The organism is Arthrobacter sp. P1_B4 (genome assembly GCF_056406555.1).
Map to the genome: position 1 here is coordinate 74,456 of NZ_JBFTZW010000010.1, position 16,907 is coordinate 91,362.

The 16,907-nt window shown below is 66.5% G+C and carries 14 protein-coding genes; 2 read left to right on the forward strand and 12 right to left on the reverse strand.

All coding sequences use genetic code 11. The features are described 5' to 3' along the window. Positions 1-51: 51 nt before the first annotated feature. From AC1D1W_RS06950 to AC1D1W_RS06990, 9 genes are all read right to left on the reverse strand, one after another. The gene (locus tag AC1D1W_RS06950) at positions 52-1,467 is read right to left on the reverse strand and encodes a sugar porter family MFS transporter (protein ID WP_243181589.1); all 1,416 of its coding nucleotides are present in this window, start codon (positions 1,465-1,467) and stop codon (positions 52-54) included. Then, complete coding sequence (locus AC1D1W_RS06955) at positions 1,464-2,339, reverse strand: sugar phosphate isomerase/epimerase family protein (protein WP_243181590.1); 876 nt, start codon at positions 2,337-2,339, stop codon at positions 1,464-1,466. The genes AC1D1W_RS06950 and AC1D1W_RS06955 overlap by 4 nt, the downstream gene beginning before the upstream one ends. A gap of 82 nt (positions 2,340-2,421) precedes the next feature. Then, positions 2,422-3,435, reverse strand: a complete 1,014-nt coding sequence (locus tag AC1D1W_RS06960; RefSeq protein ID WP_476943304.1) for a Gfo/Idh/MocA family protein — start codon at positions 3,433-3,435, stop codon at positions 2,422-2,424. A gap of 16 nt (positions 3,436-3,451) precedes the next feature. Beyond that, positions 3,452-4,363, reverse strand: coding sequence for a sugar phosphate isomerase/epimerase family protein (locus tag AC1D1W_RS06965; protein WP_476943305.1), 912 nt, complete (start codon positions 4,361-4,363; stop codon positions 3,452-3,454). A 213-nt stretch (positions 4,364-4,576) separates the two neighbouring features. Further along, the gene (locus AC1D1W_RS06970) at positions 4,577-6,088 is read right to left on the reverse strand and encodes a CoA-acylating methylmalonate-semialdehyde dehydrogenase (RefSeq protein ID WP_476943306.1); all 1,512 of its coding nucleotides are present in this window, start codon (positions 6,086-6,088) and stop codon (positions 4,577-4,579) included. A 48-nt stretch (positions 6,089-6,136) separates the two neighbouring features. Further along, on the reverse strand, positions 6,137-8,065 hold the full coding sequence (gene iolD, locus AC1D1W_RS06975) for a 3D-(3,5/4)-trihydroxycyclohexane-1,2-dione acylhydrolase (decyclizing) (protein WP_476943307.1): 1,929 nt from the start codon (positions 8,063-8,065) through the stop codon (positions 6,137-6,139). Positions 8,066-8,104: 39 nt separating this feature from the next. After that, entirely contained in the window at positions 8,105-9,055 is a 951-nt protein-coding gene (locus tag AC1D1W_RS06980; RefSeq protein WP_028275600.1) for a Cgl0159 family (beta/alpha)8-fold protein, read from the reverse strand. Then, complete coding sequence (gene iolC / locus AC1D1W_RS06985; RefSeq protein ID WP_476943308.1) at positions 9,052-10,053, reverse strand: 5-dehydro-2-deoxygluconokinase; 1,002 nt, start codon at positions 10,051-10,053, stop codon at positions 9,052-9,054. The genes AC1D1W_RS06980 and iolC overlap by 4 nt, the downstream gene beginning before the upstream one ends. Positions 10,054-10,297: 244 nt before the next feature. Beyond that, positions 10,298-10,702 (reverse strand): tautomerase family protein, encoded by a 405-nt coding sequence (locus tag AC1D1W_RS06990; protein WP_476943309.1) that lies wholly within the window; start codon positions 10,700-10,702, stop codon positions 10,298-10,300. A gap of 253 nt (positions 10,703-10,955) precedes the next feature. Here AC1D1W_RS06990 and AC1D1W_RS06995 point away from each other — a divergent pair, with 253 nt between their 5' ends. Both AC1D1W_RS06995 and AC1D1W_RS07000 read left to right on the forward strand, forming a co-directional pair. Then, positions 10,956-11,318 (forward strand): ArsR/SmtB family transcription factor, encoded by a 363-nt coding sequence (locus AC1D1W_RS06995; protein WP_476943310.1) that lies wholly within the window; start codon positions 10,956-10,958, stop codon positions 11,316-11,318. Beyond that, positions 11,315-11,797, forward strand: a complete 483-nt coding sequence (locus AC1D1W_RS07000) for an SRPBCC family protein (protein ID WP_223914266.1) — start codon at positions 11,315-11,317, stop codon at positions 11,795-11,797. Before AC1D1W_RS06995 ends, AC1D1W_RS07000 begins: the two co-directional genes overlap by 4 nt. Before the next feature lie 173 nt (positions 11,798-11,970). On the opposite strand, the gene sucD is transcribed toward AC1D1W_RS07000, so the two are convergent. The 3 genes from sucD to pcrA form a co-directional block, all read right to left on the reverse strand. Beyond that, positions 11,971-12,873: a succinate--CoA ligase subunit alpha gene (gene sucD, locus AC1D1W_RS07005; RefSeq protein WP_090582639.1), complete on the reverse strand. Its 903-nt coding sequence runs from the start codon at positions 12,871-12,873 to the stop codon at positions 11,971-11,973. 12 nt (positions 12,874-12,885) lie between these two features. Then, entirely contained in the window at positions 12,886-14,055 is a 1,170-nt protein-coding gene (gene sucC, locus AC1D1W_RS07010) for an ADP-forming succinate--CoA ligase subunit beta (RefSeq protein ID WP_018776032.1), read from the reverse strand. Positions 14,056-14,448: 393 nt separating this feature from the next. Next, positions 14,449-16,907: DNA helicase PcrA (pcrA, locus tag AC1D1W_RS07015; RefSeq protein WP_476943311.1), on the reverse strand; the 2,459-nt coding region annotated here is incomplete at its 5' end.

Here is a 16,907-nt window from a genome sequence, read left to right on the forward strand (position 1 = left end):
GGGGACGAATCCCGGGCGGGGCTTGTGCGTGCAGGGCTTTCTTGACTGGAGCTAGACGGTGACCGGTTCCCTGGCGGCCGCTTGTTTGAAGAAGTGTTCCAGGTCCTCCAGGCTCTTGTCCTTGGTCTCCGGAATGTACTTCGCGGCAAAGGCGATGGCCCCGACGCCGAGCACAGCGAAGACGAAGAAGGTGCTGGACAGTCCGATCGCGGCGAGGAGCTGCGGGAAGCCGAAGCCAACCAGGAAGTTCACGATCCACAGCACGAAGGCCGAAGCGCCCATGCCCAGGCCGCGGATCTTCAGCGGGAAGATCTCTGAGAGCATCAGCCAGGTGACCGGTGAGATTGCACCTTGCTGGAAGGCCAGGAATGTCACGGTCAGGGCCAGGATGACGAAGCCCCGGGAGGGGCCCTCGGGGAGGATGAGAGAGAAGACGCCGATCAGGAACAGCGCCGTCGTGGTGCCGAGCTGGCCAGTGATGAGCATCCTCCGCCGTCCCACCTTGCCCAGCAGCCAGATGCCCACAAACGTGGCCAGAACGGAGATGACCCCGTTGGCGATGTTGGCCGTGAGGGCCGCCTCGCGGCCGAATCCGGACTCGGCAAGGATCTGCGTGCCGTAGTACATGATCGAGTTGACGCCCGTGATCTGCTGGATGACCGCGAGCCCGATCCCCACCGCGAATATGTGCCGGAGCCACGGAACACTGAGGTCCTTCCAGGAGCCCATCTTGGCCTTGTAGTCCTCCACGGCCATGGCCTTGACTTCTTCAAATTCAGCCCGGGCCTCGGACTGGGAGCGGATCCGCCGCAGCACACTGAGGGTTTCGCCGAAGCTGCCCATCGAGGCCAGCCAGCGCGGGCTTTCGGGCATGAAGTTCATGCCGACCCAGAGCGCGATCGCCGGGAGAGTTGCAATGACCAGCATCCAGCGCCAGATCCCGCCGGCCTCGCCGAAGCTGTTGCCGAGGTAGGCGTTGAACATGAAGGCCAGCAGCTGGCCCGTGACGATCATCAGCTCGTTTTGGGTGACAATCCGTCCGCGCCGGGCACTCGGTGAGACCTCAGCCAGGTACACCGGCACCGTCACCGAGGCCCCGCCCACGGCCAGGCCGAGGATCAGGCGTGCCAGGATCATCACCTCCGTGTTCGGCGCGAAGGTACACGCAAGGGTGCCGGCGAGGAACACCACGGCCAGCACCATGATCATTTTGCGCCGGCCGTGGCGGTCCGCGAGGCGCCCGCCGAAGAGGGCGCCAAAGGCCGCCCCGAACAGCAGCGAGGAGGTCACGAGCCCTTCGGTCAGTGGCGTGAGGCCCAGGTCCACCTGCATGTACGGCAAAGCGCCGTTGATCACGCCGGTGTCGTAGCCGAAGAGCAGTCCGCCGAAAGTGGAGACGATCGTCGCGGTCCGGAGGGCCCGTTTGTGGTTAGCGGGCCCTGTCACCTCGGCGACGGGCGCCGTCATAGGCTCGCCTTCGCGATCCGCTGCTTCATGGTCTCCAGCTGGTACCGGGAGACGTCCGCGGCGTTGTCGTCCTCGGCGAAGACGCTGGAGACCATCACCGTGTCTTCACGGTCCAGGAAGCCGATCTCCTGCAGGCCGCCGAAGAACTCGTCCCAGTTGACGTCGCCGTCGCCGATTTTCAGGTGCTGGTGCACGCGGACGGGGTTGCCGGGCGGGTTGGTGATGTAACGCAGGCCGTGTGAGGCGTGGTGGTCCATCGTGTCGGCCACGTGGACCAGGCGCAGCTTGTCGCCCGCTGCCCGCATGATCTCCAGCGGTGCGTTCTTCATGTGGAAGCTGTGCGAGGCCACGTAGACCAGGCCAACATTCTTCGAGTTCAGCCCGCGGATCACCCGGATCGCGGCCAGGCCCTCCTCGACGAAGTCGTCCGGATGCGGATCGATCAGCAGGTCGATCCCCTCCCGCTCGATGATGGGGAGCAGTTCCTCCATGGAGCGGTAGAAGGCCCGCTCGGATTCCTCGGCCTTCTCCGGACGGCCGCTGAACTCGGTGTTCATGGTGCCAACGCCCAGGTCCACGGTGATCTGGATGGCCCGTTTCCAGTAGCGGACGGCCGCCTCGCGCGCGTCCTCGTCCGGGCCGGACCAGCGCAGCACGGGCAGCACCGACGCGATTTCGATTCCCGCGTCCTTGCAGGCCGCCTTCAGCTTGCCCACGAGCTCGTCGTCGGCCTTCGGGTGGTTGAAGAAGGGGATGAAATCGGCGTGCGGGGTCATCTGCATGTACTTGTAGCCGAGGTCGGCCACCACGCGCGGGAACTCGAGGAGTCCGTGGCTGTGGTGGAACGGCGTGGGATCTAGGGCGATTTTCACGGTGAACACTCCATTGTGGATCTGGCGGGCGTGCGGCCGGCCGGCGCGTTCTTTGCAGTAGAAGGCGCCGGCCGGCGGGGTTTTAGCGGTACAGGGCGGGCTTGGCGTTGAGCTTCACGGCGACCTTTTCGCCGTTCTTCTGCGCCTCGACGCCGGCCTCGCAGCAGGCGGCCGTGGCGTAGCCGTCCCAGGCGGTCGGGCCGCCGATCTCATCGCGGAGGGCCGCGTCCACCCAGGACTGGATTTCGACGTCGTATGCCGCACCGAAGCGTTCCTCGAAGCCGGGGGTGACGTTGCCGCCCCAATGGCCGTTGCTGCGGGTGTACGGGCCTTTGTCACCGCCGATGCTGACGATGCCGTCTTCGAAGGAGGCCTGGGTGGCCACCTCGTAGCCGAACTTGGCATTGACGTAGATCTCGACGTCGGCCAGGACACCGGACTCGGTCTCGATCAGCACGTGCTGCGGGTCGTGCTGACCGGCCGGGGCGTTCCGTGTGGCCTTGCCGAGGCGGACCTGGACCGAGGTGATTTCCTCGCCGGTGAAGTAGCGTATGGCGTCGAATTCGTGGACCACGGAGTCGTTGATCAGCATCTCGTTGGTGAAGCCCGCCGGGGTGGTGGGGTTCCGGTGCTGGTGGTGCAGCATGAGCAGCTCACCGAGTTCGGAGTCGCGGATGATTTTGCCGAGGGCGGCGTATTCGGCGTCGAAGCGGCGCATGAAGCCGACCTGGATGCGCTTGTGGCCCAGCTCCTGCTCGGCTTCGACAATCTTCCAGGAGGATTCGGCATCCGGGGTGAGCGGCTTCTCGCAGAGGATCGGGATGTCCTTGGCGATCGCCTTGAGCAGGATGTCCTCGTGCAGGAAACCGGGGGTGGCGATCAGTACGGCGTTGACGTCGCCGTTGTTGAGGGCCTCCTCGGCGTCGGCGAGGGCGACGGCACCGGGGATGCCTTCGATGGCGGCCTGGGCACGGGCGAGGTCGACGTCGACGACGGCGGCAACTTCGGCGCCGTGGATGCGGGTGTTGAGCCGCTGGATGTGGTCTGCGCCCATACGGCCGGCGCCGATGACAGCTACGCGGAGGGTCTTAGTCATGATCTTGTCCTCAGTTCTAGTTGACGGCGGTGCGGGAGCCGCAGGAAAGCAGGTAGTTCCGGGTGCGCTTGGCGATCGGCATCGGGACGTCGAAGGCCACGGGATACATGTCCTGTTCCACAATGCCAAAGATCGGCCGGTGGAGCGCCTCCACGGCTTCGATGACGGCGCGCAGGTCCGGCAGCCCGTTCGGCGGCTCGGTCATCACGCCGGCCAGGTTGGCGGCGGCCCACGTCATGTTTTCCTCGTTGACCTTTTTGAGGATGTCCGGGTTGATCTGCTTGAGGTGCAGGTAGCCGATCCGGTCCGGATAGTTCTTGATCAGGTCGAGGCTGGAGGCCCCGCAGTATTCGGCGTGGCCGGTATCCAGGCAGAGGTTGAGGTACTTCGGGTCCGTGGCCGCGAGCAGGGTTTCGATGTCCGCCTGCGCGCCGACGTGGGAGTCGGCGTGCGAGTGGAACTGCTGCTTCAGGCCGAAATCCTCCAAGAGGGTCTTGCCCATGCGGTTGTGGCCGGAGAACAGGTCGCTCCACGCCTTCCCGGTCAGCGTGCCGCTCTCGACGGCCTCGCCGGTGACGTCGTCGCGCCACATCGCGGGAATGACCACGATGTGTTCGCCTCCCATGGCTGCCGTGAGTTCGGCGACCTTGCGGGCCGGCTCCCAGGCTTCGTCGTACTGGTGGGCCCCGCGGTGGAATGCGGTGAACACGGTGCCGGCCGAGATCTTCAGGTCGCGCTGCTTGAGCTCTTCGGCGAGACGGGCCGGATCGGTGGGGAGGTAGCCGTAGGGGCCGAGCTCGATCCACTTGTAGCCGGATTCGGCGACCTCGTCGAGGAAGCGTTCCCACGGAGTCTGCTGGGGGTCATCCGGGAACCAGACGCCCCAGGAGTCCGGCGCGGTGCCGATGATCAGCTTGTTCTCTGTCATTTCCATTCCTTCTCATCGGTTGCTCCGCAGGTGCCGTTTTGGACGCTCAAAACGGCGGTTGCGGAGCGATCGATCGCGGTTGTTGGGTGGCGGTGGATGGGCCCACGCCGCCAGGGTTCCCTGGCCGTGGGGCCCCACCGGCGAGGGCCCCTGCCTGAGCTTGCGAAGGCTGGGAGCCGGTGGGGACTTGCGAGGCGAGGGGGGCGGTGGGGACTAGTTGGACGGGAAGTTGTAGGAGGCGCCGGAGGCGTGCGTGGGTTCGGGCCAGCGCGAGGTGACCACCTTGCCGCGGGTGTAGAAGGCGACGCCTTCGGGGCCGTAGATGTGCTTGTCGCCGAACAGCGAAGCCTTCCAGCCGCCGAAGGAGTGGTACGCCACCGGCACGGGCAGCGGCACGTTGATGCCGATCATGCCCACGGTGACGGAGCGCTGGAACTTCCGGGCCGCGGCGCCGGATGAGGTGAAGATGGCGGTGCCGTTGCCGTAGGGGTTGGAGTTGATCAGGGCGATGCCGGCGTCGAGGTCCTCGACGCGGACCACGACCAGGACGGGGCCGAAGATTTCCTCCGTGTAGGCGGTCATCCCGGCCGTGACGTGGTCCAGGACGGTGGGGCCGACCCAGAACCCGTCTTCGTGGCCGGGGACCACGAGGTCGCGGCCGTCCACCACCATCGCGGCGCCGGCTGTTTCGGCTTCGGTGACGATCTTCACGATGCGTTCCTTGGACGCCGGCGTGATGACCGGGCCCATTTCGGCCTCGGGCACGGTGCCGTTGTTGACCTTGACGGCCAGGGCGCGCTCTTCGACCTTCTTGACCAGCAGGTCGGCGGCGTCGCCGACGGCGACGGCGACTGAGATGGCCATGCAGCGTTCCCCGGCGGAGCCGAACGCGGCGGCGGCCAGGTGGTCGGCAGCGTTGTCGAGGTCGGCGTCGGGCAGGATGATCGCGTGGTTCTTCGCGCCGCCCAGGGCCTGGACGCGCTTGCCGTGGGCGGTGGCGGTCTCGTGGACGTACCGGGCGATCGGGGTGGAACCGACGAAGGAGATGCCGTCCACGTCCGGGTGGGTCAGGAGGCCGTCGACCGTTTCCTTGTCGCCGTGCAGGACCTGGAAGACGCCGTCGGGCAGCCCGGCCTGCTTCCACAGCTTGGCGAGCAGCATGGAGGCGGAGGGGTCGCGCTCGGAGGGCTTGAGGATGAAGGCGTTGCCCGTGGCAATCGCCATCGGGGCCATCCACAGCGGGACCATGACCGGGAAGTTGAACGGGGTGATGCCGGCGACGACGCCGAGCGGCTCGCGGAAGGAGAAAACGTCGATGCCGGTGGAGACCTGGTCCGAGTAGTCGCCCTTGAGCAGTTGCGGGATGCCGCAGGCGAACTCGATGACCTCGAGTCCGCGGCCGATCTCGCCCTTGGCGTCGGAGAGGACCTTGCCGTGTTCGGCGGTGATCAGTTCGGCGAGCTCGTCCACGTGGGAGGCGACGAGTTCGCGGAACTTGAACAGCACCGCGGTGCGCTTGGCCAGGGAGATGTCGCCCCAGGAATCGGCGGCAGCGCGGGCGGCGGCGACGGTGGTGTCCAGGTCGGTCCGGTTGGCCAGCCGCAGCTCTGCGGAGACGGCGCCGGTGGCCGGGTTGTAGACGGGCTGGGTGCGGGTACCCTCACCGGCGGTTTCGGCGCCGTTGATGAAGTGGTGGATGGTTTTGGTGGCGGTGACGGTAGTCATGGGAATGTCCTTGGGAGTTGGAATCTGGGATGGCTCAGGGAGCCGGGGTCAGCCGAGCAGCTTGCGCTGGCGGCTCTTGTGGTCGGTGTAGGTCTGGAAAGCCTGTTTCGTCGAGTCGAGCTCGGAGACCTGGGAGACCGGAACGTCCCACCACGACTCGGAGCTGGGGGCATCCAGCAGCGGGTCGGATTCAACGTGGATGACGATCGGGCCGCCACGTTCTGGGGCGGCCTTGGCGTCCCGGACGGCCTGCTCGAGCTCGGCGATGACCTTCTCCCCCGGTTCGATCCGGATCACCTTCACGCCGAGGCTTTCGGCGTTCAGGGCCAGGTCCACTGGGAGCCGGTCGCCGTCGTCGAAGCTGTGGTGTTCCTCATCCAGCGCCCGGTACTGGGTGCCGAAGCGCTGGGAGCCGAGCGATTCGGAAAGCGAACCGATGGAGGCGTAGCCGTGGTTCTGGATCAGGACCACGATCAGCTTGATCCGCTCGGCGACGGCGGTGACGAGTTCGGTGTGCATCATCAGATAGGAGCCGTCCCCCACCATGACGACGACGTCGCGCTGCGTGCCGCCCTTGGCGGCTTCGGCCAGGGCGGCGCGCTTGACCCCGAGGCCGCCCGGGATCTCGTAGCCCATGCAGGAGTAGGCGTATTCGACGTGGTAGCCGAACGGGTCCCGGACGCGCCACATCTTGTGCAGGTCACCGGGGAGTGAGCCGGCGGCGCAGATGACGACGTCCTGGGCGTCCATGGCGCGGTTCGTGGCGCCAATGATCTCGTTCTGCGCCGGCAGCGGCGTGAACCGCGTGTCGAATGCCTCGTCCACGGTGGCGTCCCAGCGTTTCTTCTCGGCCGCGATCCGCTGCTCGAGGTCCGCGCCGATGCGGTAGCCGCCGAGGGCCTGGTTCAGTTTGACCAGGGCCTTTCGGGCGTCGGCCACGATCGGCAGTGAGGTGCCGTGCTTGTAGGCGTCGAGGGCGGCGACGTTGATGTTGAGGAATTTCACGTCCGGGTTCTGGAACGCGGTCCGGGAGGCGGTGGTGAAGTCCTCGTAACGGGTACCGATCCCGATGATGAGGTCGGCCTCGGCGGCGATGGCGTTGGCCGCCGTCGTGCCGGTGGAGCCGATGGCCCCGAGGGAGAACTTGTGGTCCCAGGGCAGCACGCCGACGCCGGCCTGGGTGTTGCCGACCGGGATGCCGGTCAGCTCGGCGAACTTCGCGAGTTCCTCGTTGGCGTAGGCGTAGAGCACACCGCCGCCGGCGATGATCAGCGGGCGCTTGGCGGCGCGGATCGCCTCGGCGGCGCGGCGGATGTCCTCGTCGTCGGCGTCCGGGCGGCGGATCCGCCATTCGCGTTCGGCGAGGAATTCCTCGGGCACGTCAAAGGCCTCGGCCTGGACGTCCTGGGGCAGCGAGATGGTGACGGCACCGGTCTCGGCCGGGTCGGTGAGGACACGGAGTCCGTGGTGGAACGCGGAAAACAGCTGCTCGGGCCGGGAGACGCGGTCAAAGAACTTCGACAGGGGCCGGAACGCGTCATTGACGGTGATGTCGTAGGCGTAGGGCTGTTCGAGCTGTTGCAGCACGGGGTCGGCGGCGCGGGTCGCGAACGTGTCACTCGGCAGCAGCAGGACCGGCAGCCGGTTGGTGGTGGCCAGCGCCGCGCCGGTGAGCAGGTTCGAGGAGCCCGGACCGATCGAGGTGCTGATCGCGAAGGTCTGGCGGCGGCGGGTGTGGCGGGCGAAGCCGACCGCCTGGTGGGACTGGGCCTGTTCGTTGCGGCCCTGGTAGTACGGCATGATCGTCGGATCGAGCTGCTGGTACTGCTTGAGGGCCTGGCCGACGCCGGCGACGTTGCCGTGGCCGAAGATGCCGAACGTGCCCGGAATCAGGCGTTCCCGGAAGTCCTGGCCGCCGGCCGAATCGACGGTGTACTGCTTGGACAGGTATTCAACGACGGCCTGCGCGACCGTCATTCTGCGTGTTCCTGATGCCGTGCTCATTCCCATGGGAAGCTACTCCGATACTTCTTTGGTGCGGGTGGATTCGGTGTGGTGCAGCAGCGAGGCCGCGGTTGCCACGGCGCCGGCGACGTCGCCGTCCTGCGGGTAGAGCAGGGTCCGGCCGACGGTGAGGCCCTGAACGCCGGGCAAGGCGAGGGCAGTCTGCCAGCTGGCGAACACCTCGTCCTGGCCAGCGTCCGGGTCTCCGCCGAGGAGCACGGTGGGCATCGTGGTGGACGCCATGACGCGTTCCATCTCGGCCACCACGGGGAGCTTCATCCAGGTGTAGGCGCTGCTCGCGCCGAGGCCTTCGGCGATGGCGACTGACTTGATGACGGCATTGGTGGAGAGGTCGTTGCGGACCTTCCCGTTTTCGCGGACGGAGAGGAACGGTTCCACCATGGCGATCAGCCTGCGTTCGGCGAGGGAGTCGATGGCCCTCGCGGTCGCTTCGAGGGTGGCGACAGTGTCCGGGTCGCCGAGGCAGATGCGGGTCAGCATCTTGCCGCCGTCGGCGCCCAGGGCCTCGAGCGCGGCCGCGGTGTGGCCGGTAAAGCGGTCATCGAATTCGTTCACCAGGCCGGAGAGTCCGCCACGGTTCATCGAGCCGAAGAGCAGCTTGCCCTCGAGCGCGCCGAGCAGGAGCAGATCGTCCATGATGTCCGGCGAGGCGAGGACACCGTCCACGTCCGGGTTGGCCAGGGCGATCTGCAGGCGGTCCAGGAGCTGGCGGCGGTCGGCCATGGCCACCGGATCGTTTCCGACGGCGAGCGCGCCGCGGGCAGGGTGGTCGGCGGCGACAATGAAGTTCTGCCGGTGGGCCCTGACACCGGGGTGGCGGCGCCGGGCCTTGGCGGCGCGGGCAATCGCTTCCGGGTCTTCGAGCCGGATAATGCTCAGGTGCTCGTAGCGGCGGGGATCGTCGTTCACCGCACGGGTGGCGACGGCTGGGTTTGCACTCACAGTGCTGCTCCTTCGGTGGCGTAGGTACCCGGCAGCAGGCGGCCGCGGTCGGCGAGCAGGCCGGTGACTTCGTCCGGCGTCGGCATCGCGTCGGCGCAGGACAGGCGGGAGGCGACGAGGGCGCCGGCGGCGTTGGCGAAGTCGAGGACCTGTGCCAGGGGCCAGCCGGAGAGCAGGCCGTGACAGAAGGCCCCGCCAAAGGAGTCGCCGGCGCCGAGGCCGTTGACAGTTTCCACAGGCACCGGGGCAGAGACCACACGCTCGGTGCGGGTCTTGGCCATGACCCCTTCAGGGCCCAGCTTCACGACGGCGATTTCGACGCCGGCCGCGAGCAGCCGGTCCGCCTGTTCGTCCGGGGTGCCTTCCCCGACAGCGACGGCGCATTCCTTGTCGTTGCCGATCGCAACGGTGACGTGCGGCAGGATCCTGGCGACCTGTTCCCGGGCTTCCTCCTCGGAAGCCCAGAACATCGGCCGGTAGTCGAGGTCCAGGATGGTGAACTGGCCTTCCTTGAGCCCGGTGCGGGGCCGTGCCTCGTGGGCCGTGAGCTGGGCAGTGCGGCTGGGCTCCTGGCAGAGTCCGGTGACGGTGGACCAGAAGATCCCGGCGTCCCTGATGGCGTCCAGGTCCAGTTCCTCGGCCTTGATCTGCAGGTCCGGTGCCGCGGGGAAGCGTCCATAGAAGTAGAGCGGGAAGTCCTCCGGCGGCTTGATGGCGCAGAACGTGACGGCGGTGGGCCATTCCTTGACCGCCGTGACGAAGGAGTCGTCCACGTTGAATTTGCGCAGTTCGCGGTGCAGGTACTTGCCGAAGGCGTCGTCGCCGGTGCGGGTGATGACGGCGGTGCGGCGGCCATGGCGGGCGGCGGCGACAGCCACGTTGGATGGGGATCCGCCAAGGTACTTTCCGAAGGACGTGACATCCTCCAGATCCACCCCGATGTCGTTCGGGTAGATATCAACACTGATGCGCCCGATCGTGAGCAGTTCGTGGGTCACGGTGATCGTGGACCTTTCTGGTGTGGACTCGATACCTTTGCGCAGCCTGAGCTTCGGCGTTTCTGCGGTGCTTATTCGGTGCTTTGGGGCCTGGCGTGAGCCGGGCCACAACCACTACTTTGCCTTAGAATCCATGTACTGTCAAAGGTTTGTACTGACATATTTACAACATGACACGGGGACTTCAAGTGACGCCCCGCGCGGCGCCGCGGCGGCGGAGCAGGCGCCGGTATTACCCCGGTGGCTACCTGGCGGGAATGCCGAGTTCGCCGGTGACGTACTGGGCCTGCCCGAAACCGAACGACCAGTCCCCCGCGGTGTTCTCGACGTATCCGATGAAAACGTCCTCGCCGGCGACCCCCGCGGCGGCCAGCCTGTCCGCAATGGCGGCAAACAGGGACTGCTTGGCGGACTGGCTGCGCCCGGCCTGGGTGAAGATCTGGATCATCACCACGTCCGGCGTCCGCTCGAAGCCGAGCCCGGCATCCTGGGCAACAATTTGCCCCACGGGATGCTCGGTCAGCACGTGGAAGTAGTCCCGCTCCGGAATGCCAAATTCGGCCACGATCGCGCTGTGGATGCCCTGGCTGAGTCCGCGGAGCTGCTCCGCGCCGCGGCCCTGGTTGACGTCAATTCGTACGAGAGGCACTCGCATCTCCTTCACTAGTTTGTCCTGACATACTAACAAAGTAATTCGGAGCTACGCAAGGATTCCGTGACAGCACACAGCAACTTGGGGTCACTTAGCGCCCGTCCCAGCCCCTCAGGACGGGCCCTCAGTGACCCCGCGTTGGGTATTGCGCGGACAATGCCTCCGGCGTAGCGTTAACAACCTAGAGATTGATCAATGAGCAAGTTGATTACTGATCAGTTGACCACGGGACGAGGAGGTGGAGCACCGAGTGGAAGCGAGTGACGACGCCGAGCTCGACGCGGCCTTCCTGGCCCTCGCCGATCCGGTCCGCCGCCGCATCATTGCCCGGCTCAGCCGGGGCCCGGCCACCGTCAATGAACTGGCGGAGCCCTTCGCGATCACCAAGCAGGCGGTCTCGAAACACATCCAGGTCCTCGAGCAGGCGCAACTTGTCACGCGCACCCGTGACGCCCAGCGCCGGCCCGTGCACCTGAACCCTGCACGGCTGGAAGCACTCACTGCCTGGATCGACCAGTACCGGCTGGTCCGCGAGGGGCAGTTCCGCAGCCTTGACGCCGTGCTTGAAATCCGCGCCGCCCAGAGCGGCACACAGGCAAAGGATGCATCATGAGCAACGCACTGAAATTGACCGTCCCCGAGGGTCTGCCGTTCATCGATTTCGAGCGTGAATTCGACTTTCCGGTGTCCGAGGTGTTCCGGGCGCACAAGGATCCCGAGCTCGTCGCCCAGTGGCTTGGCCCACGGCGGCTGACTATGGCTGTTGACCACTACGACTTTAGGACCGGCGGCAGCTACCGCTACACCCACACCGCGCCGGACGGCAGCGCCTATGGCTTCACCGGTGTCTTCCACACTGTCCGCGAGAATGATTTCGCCATCCAGACCTTCGAATTCGATGGCTACCCGGACGTGGTGAGTATTGAGTCCCTGACCTTCGAGGACCTGGGTGGCGGCCGTTCGCGGCTCAGCGGCCACGCGGTCTACCCCAGCATGGAGGCCCGCGACGGCATGGCGCAGTCCGGAATGGAGGGCGGCATGACAGAAGCCTACGAACAGCTCGAGGAAGTCCTCAGCGGGGCCAAGGTCTAGGACCTCAGGGACTTAAAGAGTACGACGGCGGCAGGTCACCTCCCGGGGCAGGTGRCCTGCCGCCGTCGTACTTAAAGAAACAACGCGGGGTCACTCCGCGCCCATCCCACCGAGTGGAATGGGCCGTGAGTGACCCCGCGTTGCTGTAGTGCTGGTACTTCGGCGCTTCGGACCTAGAGGGTCGCGAAGACCTCGCGCAGGAGCTTGGCGGTCTCGGACGGCGTCTTGCCGACCTTGACGCCGGCAGCCTCGAGGGCTTCCTTCTTGGCCTGGGCGGTGCCCGCGGAACCCGAGACGATGGCGCCTGCGTGGCCCATGGTCTTGCCTTCCGGAGCGGTGAAGCCGGCCACGTAGCCAACAACCGGCTTCGTGACGTGGGCCTTGATGTAGTCGGCGGCACGCTCTTCGGCGTCGCCACCGATTTCGCCGATCATGACGATCGCCTTGGTCTCCGGGTCAGCCTCGAAGGCTTCGAGGGCATCGATGTGGGTGGTGCCGATGACCGGGTCGCCGCCGATGCCGATGGCGGTGGAGAAGCCGAGGTCGCGCAGCTCGTACATCATCTGGTAAGTCAGGGTGCCCGACTTGGAGACAAGGCCGATGGGGCCCTTGCCCGTGATGTTGGCCGGGGTGATGCCGACGAGGGCCTCGCCCGGGGTGATGATGCCGGGGCAGTTCGGTCCGATGATGCGGGTGACCTGCTTGCCGTTGGCGTCCACCTTGGACTGGGCCAGTGCCCAGAACTCGGCGGAGTCCTGGACGGGCACGCCTTCGGTGATGACGACGACGAGGCCGATGCCGGCCTCGATGGCTTCAACGACGGCGTCCTTGGTGAAGGCCGGCGGCACGAAGACGATGGAAACGTCAGCGCCGGTCTCTGCCATGGCTTCCTTGACGGTGCCGAAGACGGTGATCTCGTTGTCGCCGTGCAGGACCGTGGTGCCGGCCTTGCGGGCGTTGACGCCGCCCACAACGTTGGTGCCGGCTTTGAGCATCAGGGCGGTGTGCTTGGTGCCTTCGCCGCCGGTGATGCCCTGGACGATGACCTTGGAGTCCTTGTTCAGATAAATAGACATAGTCGAGTCCCTCTACTTCGCTGCGTTGGCGAGCTCGGCAGCCTTGTCGGCGCCCTCGTCCATGGTGGCGGCCAGGGTAACCAGCGGGTGGTTGGCCTCGGCCAGGATGCGGCGGCCTTCCTCAACGTTGTTGCCGTCAAGGCGGACTACCAGCGGCTTGTTCGCGGAGTGGCCCAGCTCGGCCAGTGCACCGACGATGCCCTTGGCGACGGCGTCACAGGCGGTGATGCCGCCGAAGACGTTGACGAAGACGGACTTGACCTGCGGGTCGCCCAGGATGACGTCGAGGCCTGCTGCCATGACCTCGGCGGAAGCTCCACCGCCGATGTCCAGGAAGTTCGCGGGCTTGACGTTGCCGTGGTTCTCGCCGGCGTAAGCAACGACGTCGAGGGTGGACATGACCAGGCCGGCACCGTTACCGATGATGCCGACTTCGCCGTCCAGCTTGACGTAGTTGAGGTCCTGCGCCTTGGCCTTGGCCTCGAGCGGGTCAGCAGCGTCCTTGTCTTCAAGGTGGGCGTGCTTGGGGTGGCGGAAGTCGGCGTTCTCGTCGAGGGAGACCTTGCCGTCGAGGGCAACGATGTCGCCGGCGCCGGTCAGGACCAGCGGGTTGACCTCCACAAGAGTGGCGTCTTCCTTCTTGAAAACGTCCCAGAGCTTCAGGATTACGCTGGCGACCTTGCCACGCAGTTCCTCGGCGAAGCCTGCCGCGGCGACGATTTCGTCGGCCTTGGCCTGGTCGATGCCCACGGCCGGGTCGATCGAGATCTTGGCCAGGGCCTCGGGGCGCTCAACGGCGAGCTGCTCGATTTCCATGCCGCCTTCTACCGAGCACATGGCCAGGTAGTTGCGGTTGGCCCGGTCCAGAAGGACGGAGAAGTAGTATTCCTCGGCGATGTCTGCACCCTGGGCGATCATCACCCGGTGCACGGTGTGGCCCTTGATGTCCATCCCGAGGATGTTGGTGGAGTGTTCAAACGCTTCGTCAGCGGTCTTCGCGACCTTGACGCCGCCGGCCTTGCCGCGGCCTCCGGCCTTGACCTGCGCCTTTACGACAGTTACGCCGCCGATTTTCTCGGCAGCTGCCTTTGCTTCTTCAGGGGTGTGCGCCACGATGCCAGCAAGCACGGGTACACCGTGCGCCTCGAACATATCGCGCGCCTGATATTCAAACAGGTCCACGGTTTAGTGTCCTTCTACGTCGAAGTAGTTTCTGTACAGCCGGACCCCACGTACTCGCGGTTACCGGGCTGCGGAATAAACGCACCCTGCGACAAGCTTGGAAACGAGCCACACGGCGCAATGCTCCTTTGGGAACTCTAGTCCTTCGATCGGACCAGCCCGTTCCAGAGTACCGGTTATGTGAGTAAGGACACTATTCTATGGAGCGTAGAAAAACCGCTAGATTACGGGGTTTTTGGGGTGTCTGACGGCGCTCCGAAGGCCGGCGCGGCCGTGCCGGACCCGCGTCCGTAATGTACGGCGAACGCCCGTGCCAGCGGCTGCACGGGGTGCCGGCGGACCGGTCTCCGGACTCCCGCCGGGTCTTCAACAAACGTCCAGTTACGCGGTCAGTCAGGCGTCCAGCTTGGTCAGCGGCGCGTAGCGCAGCAGCAGCCGCTTCTCGCCGACGTCGAACTTGACCTTGGCGACCGTCTTGTCCCCGGCGCCCTCCACCGCCAGGACGGTGCCGTTGCCGAAGCTGGTGTGGTTGACCTTGTCCCCCACGCTGACGGCGACGACTTCCTTCTGCGGCTGGACCCTGTTCTTGGCCACCGCGGCGGGAACATCGGCGTTGAAGCCGGCGGCCGGGCTGGCCGCGGCGCCGCGGGCGGTCCCGGCACCCCAGAACGATCCGCCGTAGCGGCTGGACCCGATCCCGGCACCGCTCCCCCAGCCTCCGCTCTGGCGGCTGGCGCCTTCGCGCTTCCACTCGACGAGCTCGGCCGGGATCTCCTCGATGAACTGGCTCGCGGGGTTGTACTGGCTCTGGCCCCACATGCTGCGGACCTCGGACCTGGTCAGGTAGAGACGCTTGCGGGCCCGGGTCAGCCCCACGTAGGCCAGCCGGCGTTCCTCGGCCAGTTCCTTGGGATCGGTGGCGGAGCGCTGGTGCGGGAACAGCCCGTGCTCCATGCCGGTCAGGAACACCACCGGGAATTCCAGGCCCTTCGCGGTGTGCAGCGTCATCAGGGTCACGACGCCGAGCCGCTTGGCTTCGGCGACGGCGGCCGCCAGGTTTTCGGCGTCACCGCCGGGGGCGTCCGGGATCTGGTCGGCGTCAGCCACGAGGGAGACCTGCTCCAGGAAGGCTCCGAGCGAGCCTTCGGGATTGTCCCGTTCGTATTCCCGGACGACGGCGACCAGTTCGGCGAGGTTCTCCACCCTGGACTCGTCCTGCGGGTCGGTGCTGGAACGCAGCCCGGCCAGGTAGCCGGTTTGTTCGAGCACGGCTTCGAGAGCCGCGGCGGCGCCGGAGCCGGAAGCGACCTCGGCGAGGTCGTCGAGGAGTTTCACGAAGCCCAGCACGGCGTTGACCGAACGCGTCGCCATGCCCGGGGCTTCATCGGCGCGCCGCGCGGCGGCCATGAAGGAGGTGCGCTCACGCTCTGCCAGGGCGGCGACGGCACCCTCGGCACGGTCCCCGATCCCGCGCTTGGGTTCGTTGAGGATGCGGCGGAGGTTGACGTCGTCGTCCGGGTTGACCAGGACGCGCAGGTAGGCGAGGGCGTCCTTGATCTCCTTGCGCTCGTAGAAGCGGGTGCCGCCGACCACCTTGTAGGGCAGGCCCACGCGGACCAGGACGTCCTCGATCGAGCGGGACTGGGCGTTGGTGCGGTAGAAAATGGCGACGTCGCCGGGGCGCAGGTTGCCCTCGTCCTGGAGCCGGTCGATTTCCTTGGCGATGAACTGGGCCTCGTCGTGTTCGTTCTCGCCGACGTAGCCGACGATCTTCTCGCCGTCGCCCTCGGCCGTCCAGAGCCGTTTCTCCGGCCGGTTGGGGTTGCGGGAGATCACCGAGTTGGCGGCGCTGAGGATGGTCTGGGTGGAGCGGTAGTTCTGCTCGAGCTTGATGGTGCGGGCGTCCGGGTAGTCCTTCTCGAACTCCACGATGTTGCGGATGTCCGCGCCGCGGAAGGCGTAGATGGACTGGTCTGAATCGCCGACGACGGTGAGCTCGGCGGCGTCAGGACCCTCGCCGACGATCTCGCGCACCAGGGCGTACTGGGCGTGGTTGGTGTCCTGGTACTCGTCCACGAGGACGTGCCGGAAGCGGCGCCGGTAGGAATCGGCGAGCGCCGGGAAGGCCCGGAACATGTAGACGGTCTCGGCGATCAGGTCATCGAAGTCCATGGCGTTGGCCTGGCGCAGGCGCTGGGTGTAGCCCTTGAAGACCTCGGCCACGGCCTGCTCGAAGGGATCGTTGTAGTTGGCGCTCGAGGAATAGCTGTCGGCGTCGATCAGCTCGTTCTTGAGCGCGGAAATCTTGTGCTGGATGGCCTTGGGCGCGAAGCGCTTGGGGTCAAGATCCAGATTCTTGGCCACCAGGGTGATCAGGCGCAGCGAGTCGGCGGAGTCGTAGATCGAGAAGTTGGAGTTGAGCCCGACGTTCTTGGCCTCGCGGCGCAGGATCCGGACGCAGGAGGAGTGGAAGGTGGAGATCCACATGGTCTTGGCCCGGCCGCCGACCAGCGCCTCGATCCGTTCCCGCATTTCGGCCGCGGCCTTGTTGGTGAAGGTGATGGCCAGGATCTCGCCGTGGTGCGCCCGCCTCGTGGCGATCAGGTAGGCGATCCGGTTGCTGAGCACGCGGGTCTTGCCCGACCCGGCGCCGGCGACAATCAGCAGGGCGCTGCCGGCGTGCTTGACCGCTTCTTCCTGCTGGGGGTTCAGCCCCTCGAGGAGTTCGCCGGCGTTCGGAAGCTGCGGGCGGTCCCAGCCGCTGTCAGGTCCGTCGCCGTGCGGGCTTCCGCCGTGCGGGCCGCCACCGTGCGGGCTTCCGCCGTGCGGGCCGCCGCCGTGCGGGCCGCCGC

What these genes read in the sequence shown, in the direction of transcription:
- AC1D1W_RS06950 (WP_243181589.1), bottom strand. Translation starts at nt 1,467, where the DNA reads ATGACGGCGCCCGTCGCCGAGGTGACAGGGCCCGCTAACCACAAACGG.
- AC1D1W_RS06960 (WP_476943304.1), bottom strand. Translation starts at nt 3,435, where the DNA reads ATGACTAAGACCCTCCGCGTAGCTGTCATCGGCGCCGGCCGTATGGGC.
- AC1D1W_RS06965 (WP_476943305.1), bottom strand. Translation starts at nt 4,363, where the DNA reads ATGACAGAGAACAAGCTGATCATCGGCACCGCGCCGGACTCCTGGGGC.
- AC1D1W_RS06970 (WP_476943306.1), bottom strand. Translation starts at nt 6,088, where the DNA reads ATGACTACCGTCACCGCCACCAAAACCATCCACCACTTCATCAACGGC.
- iolD (WP_476943307.1), bottom strand. Translation starts at nt 8,065, where the DNA reads ATGACGGTCGCGCAGGCCGTCGTTGAATACCTGTCCAAGCAGTACACC.
- AC1D1W_RS07000 (WP_223914266.1), top strand. Translation starts at nt 11,315, where the DNA reads ATGAGCAACGCACTGAAATTGACCGTCCCCGAGGGTCTGCCGTTCATC.
- sucD (WP_090582639.1), bottom strand. Translation starts at nt 12,873, where the DNA reads ATGTCTATTTATCTGAACAAGGACTCCAAGGTCATCGTCCAGGGCATC.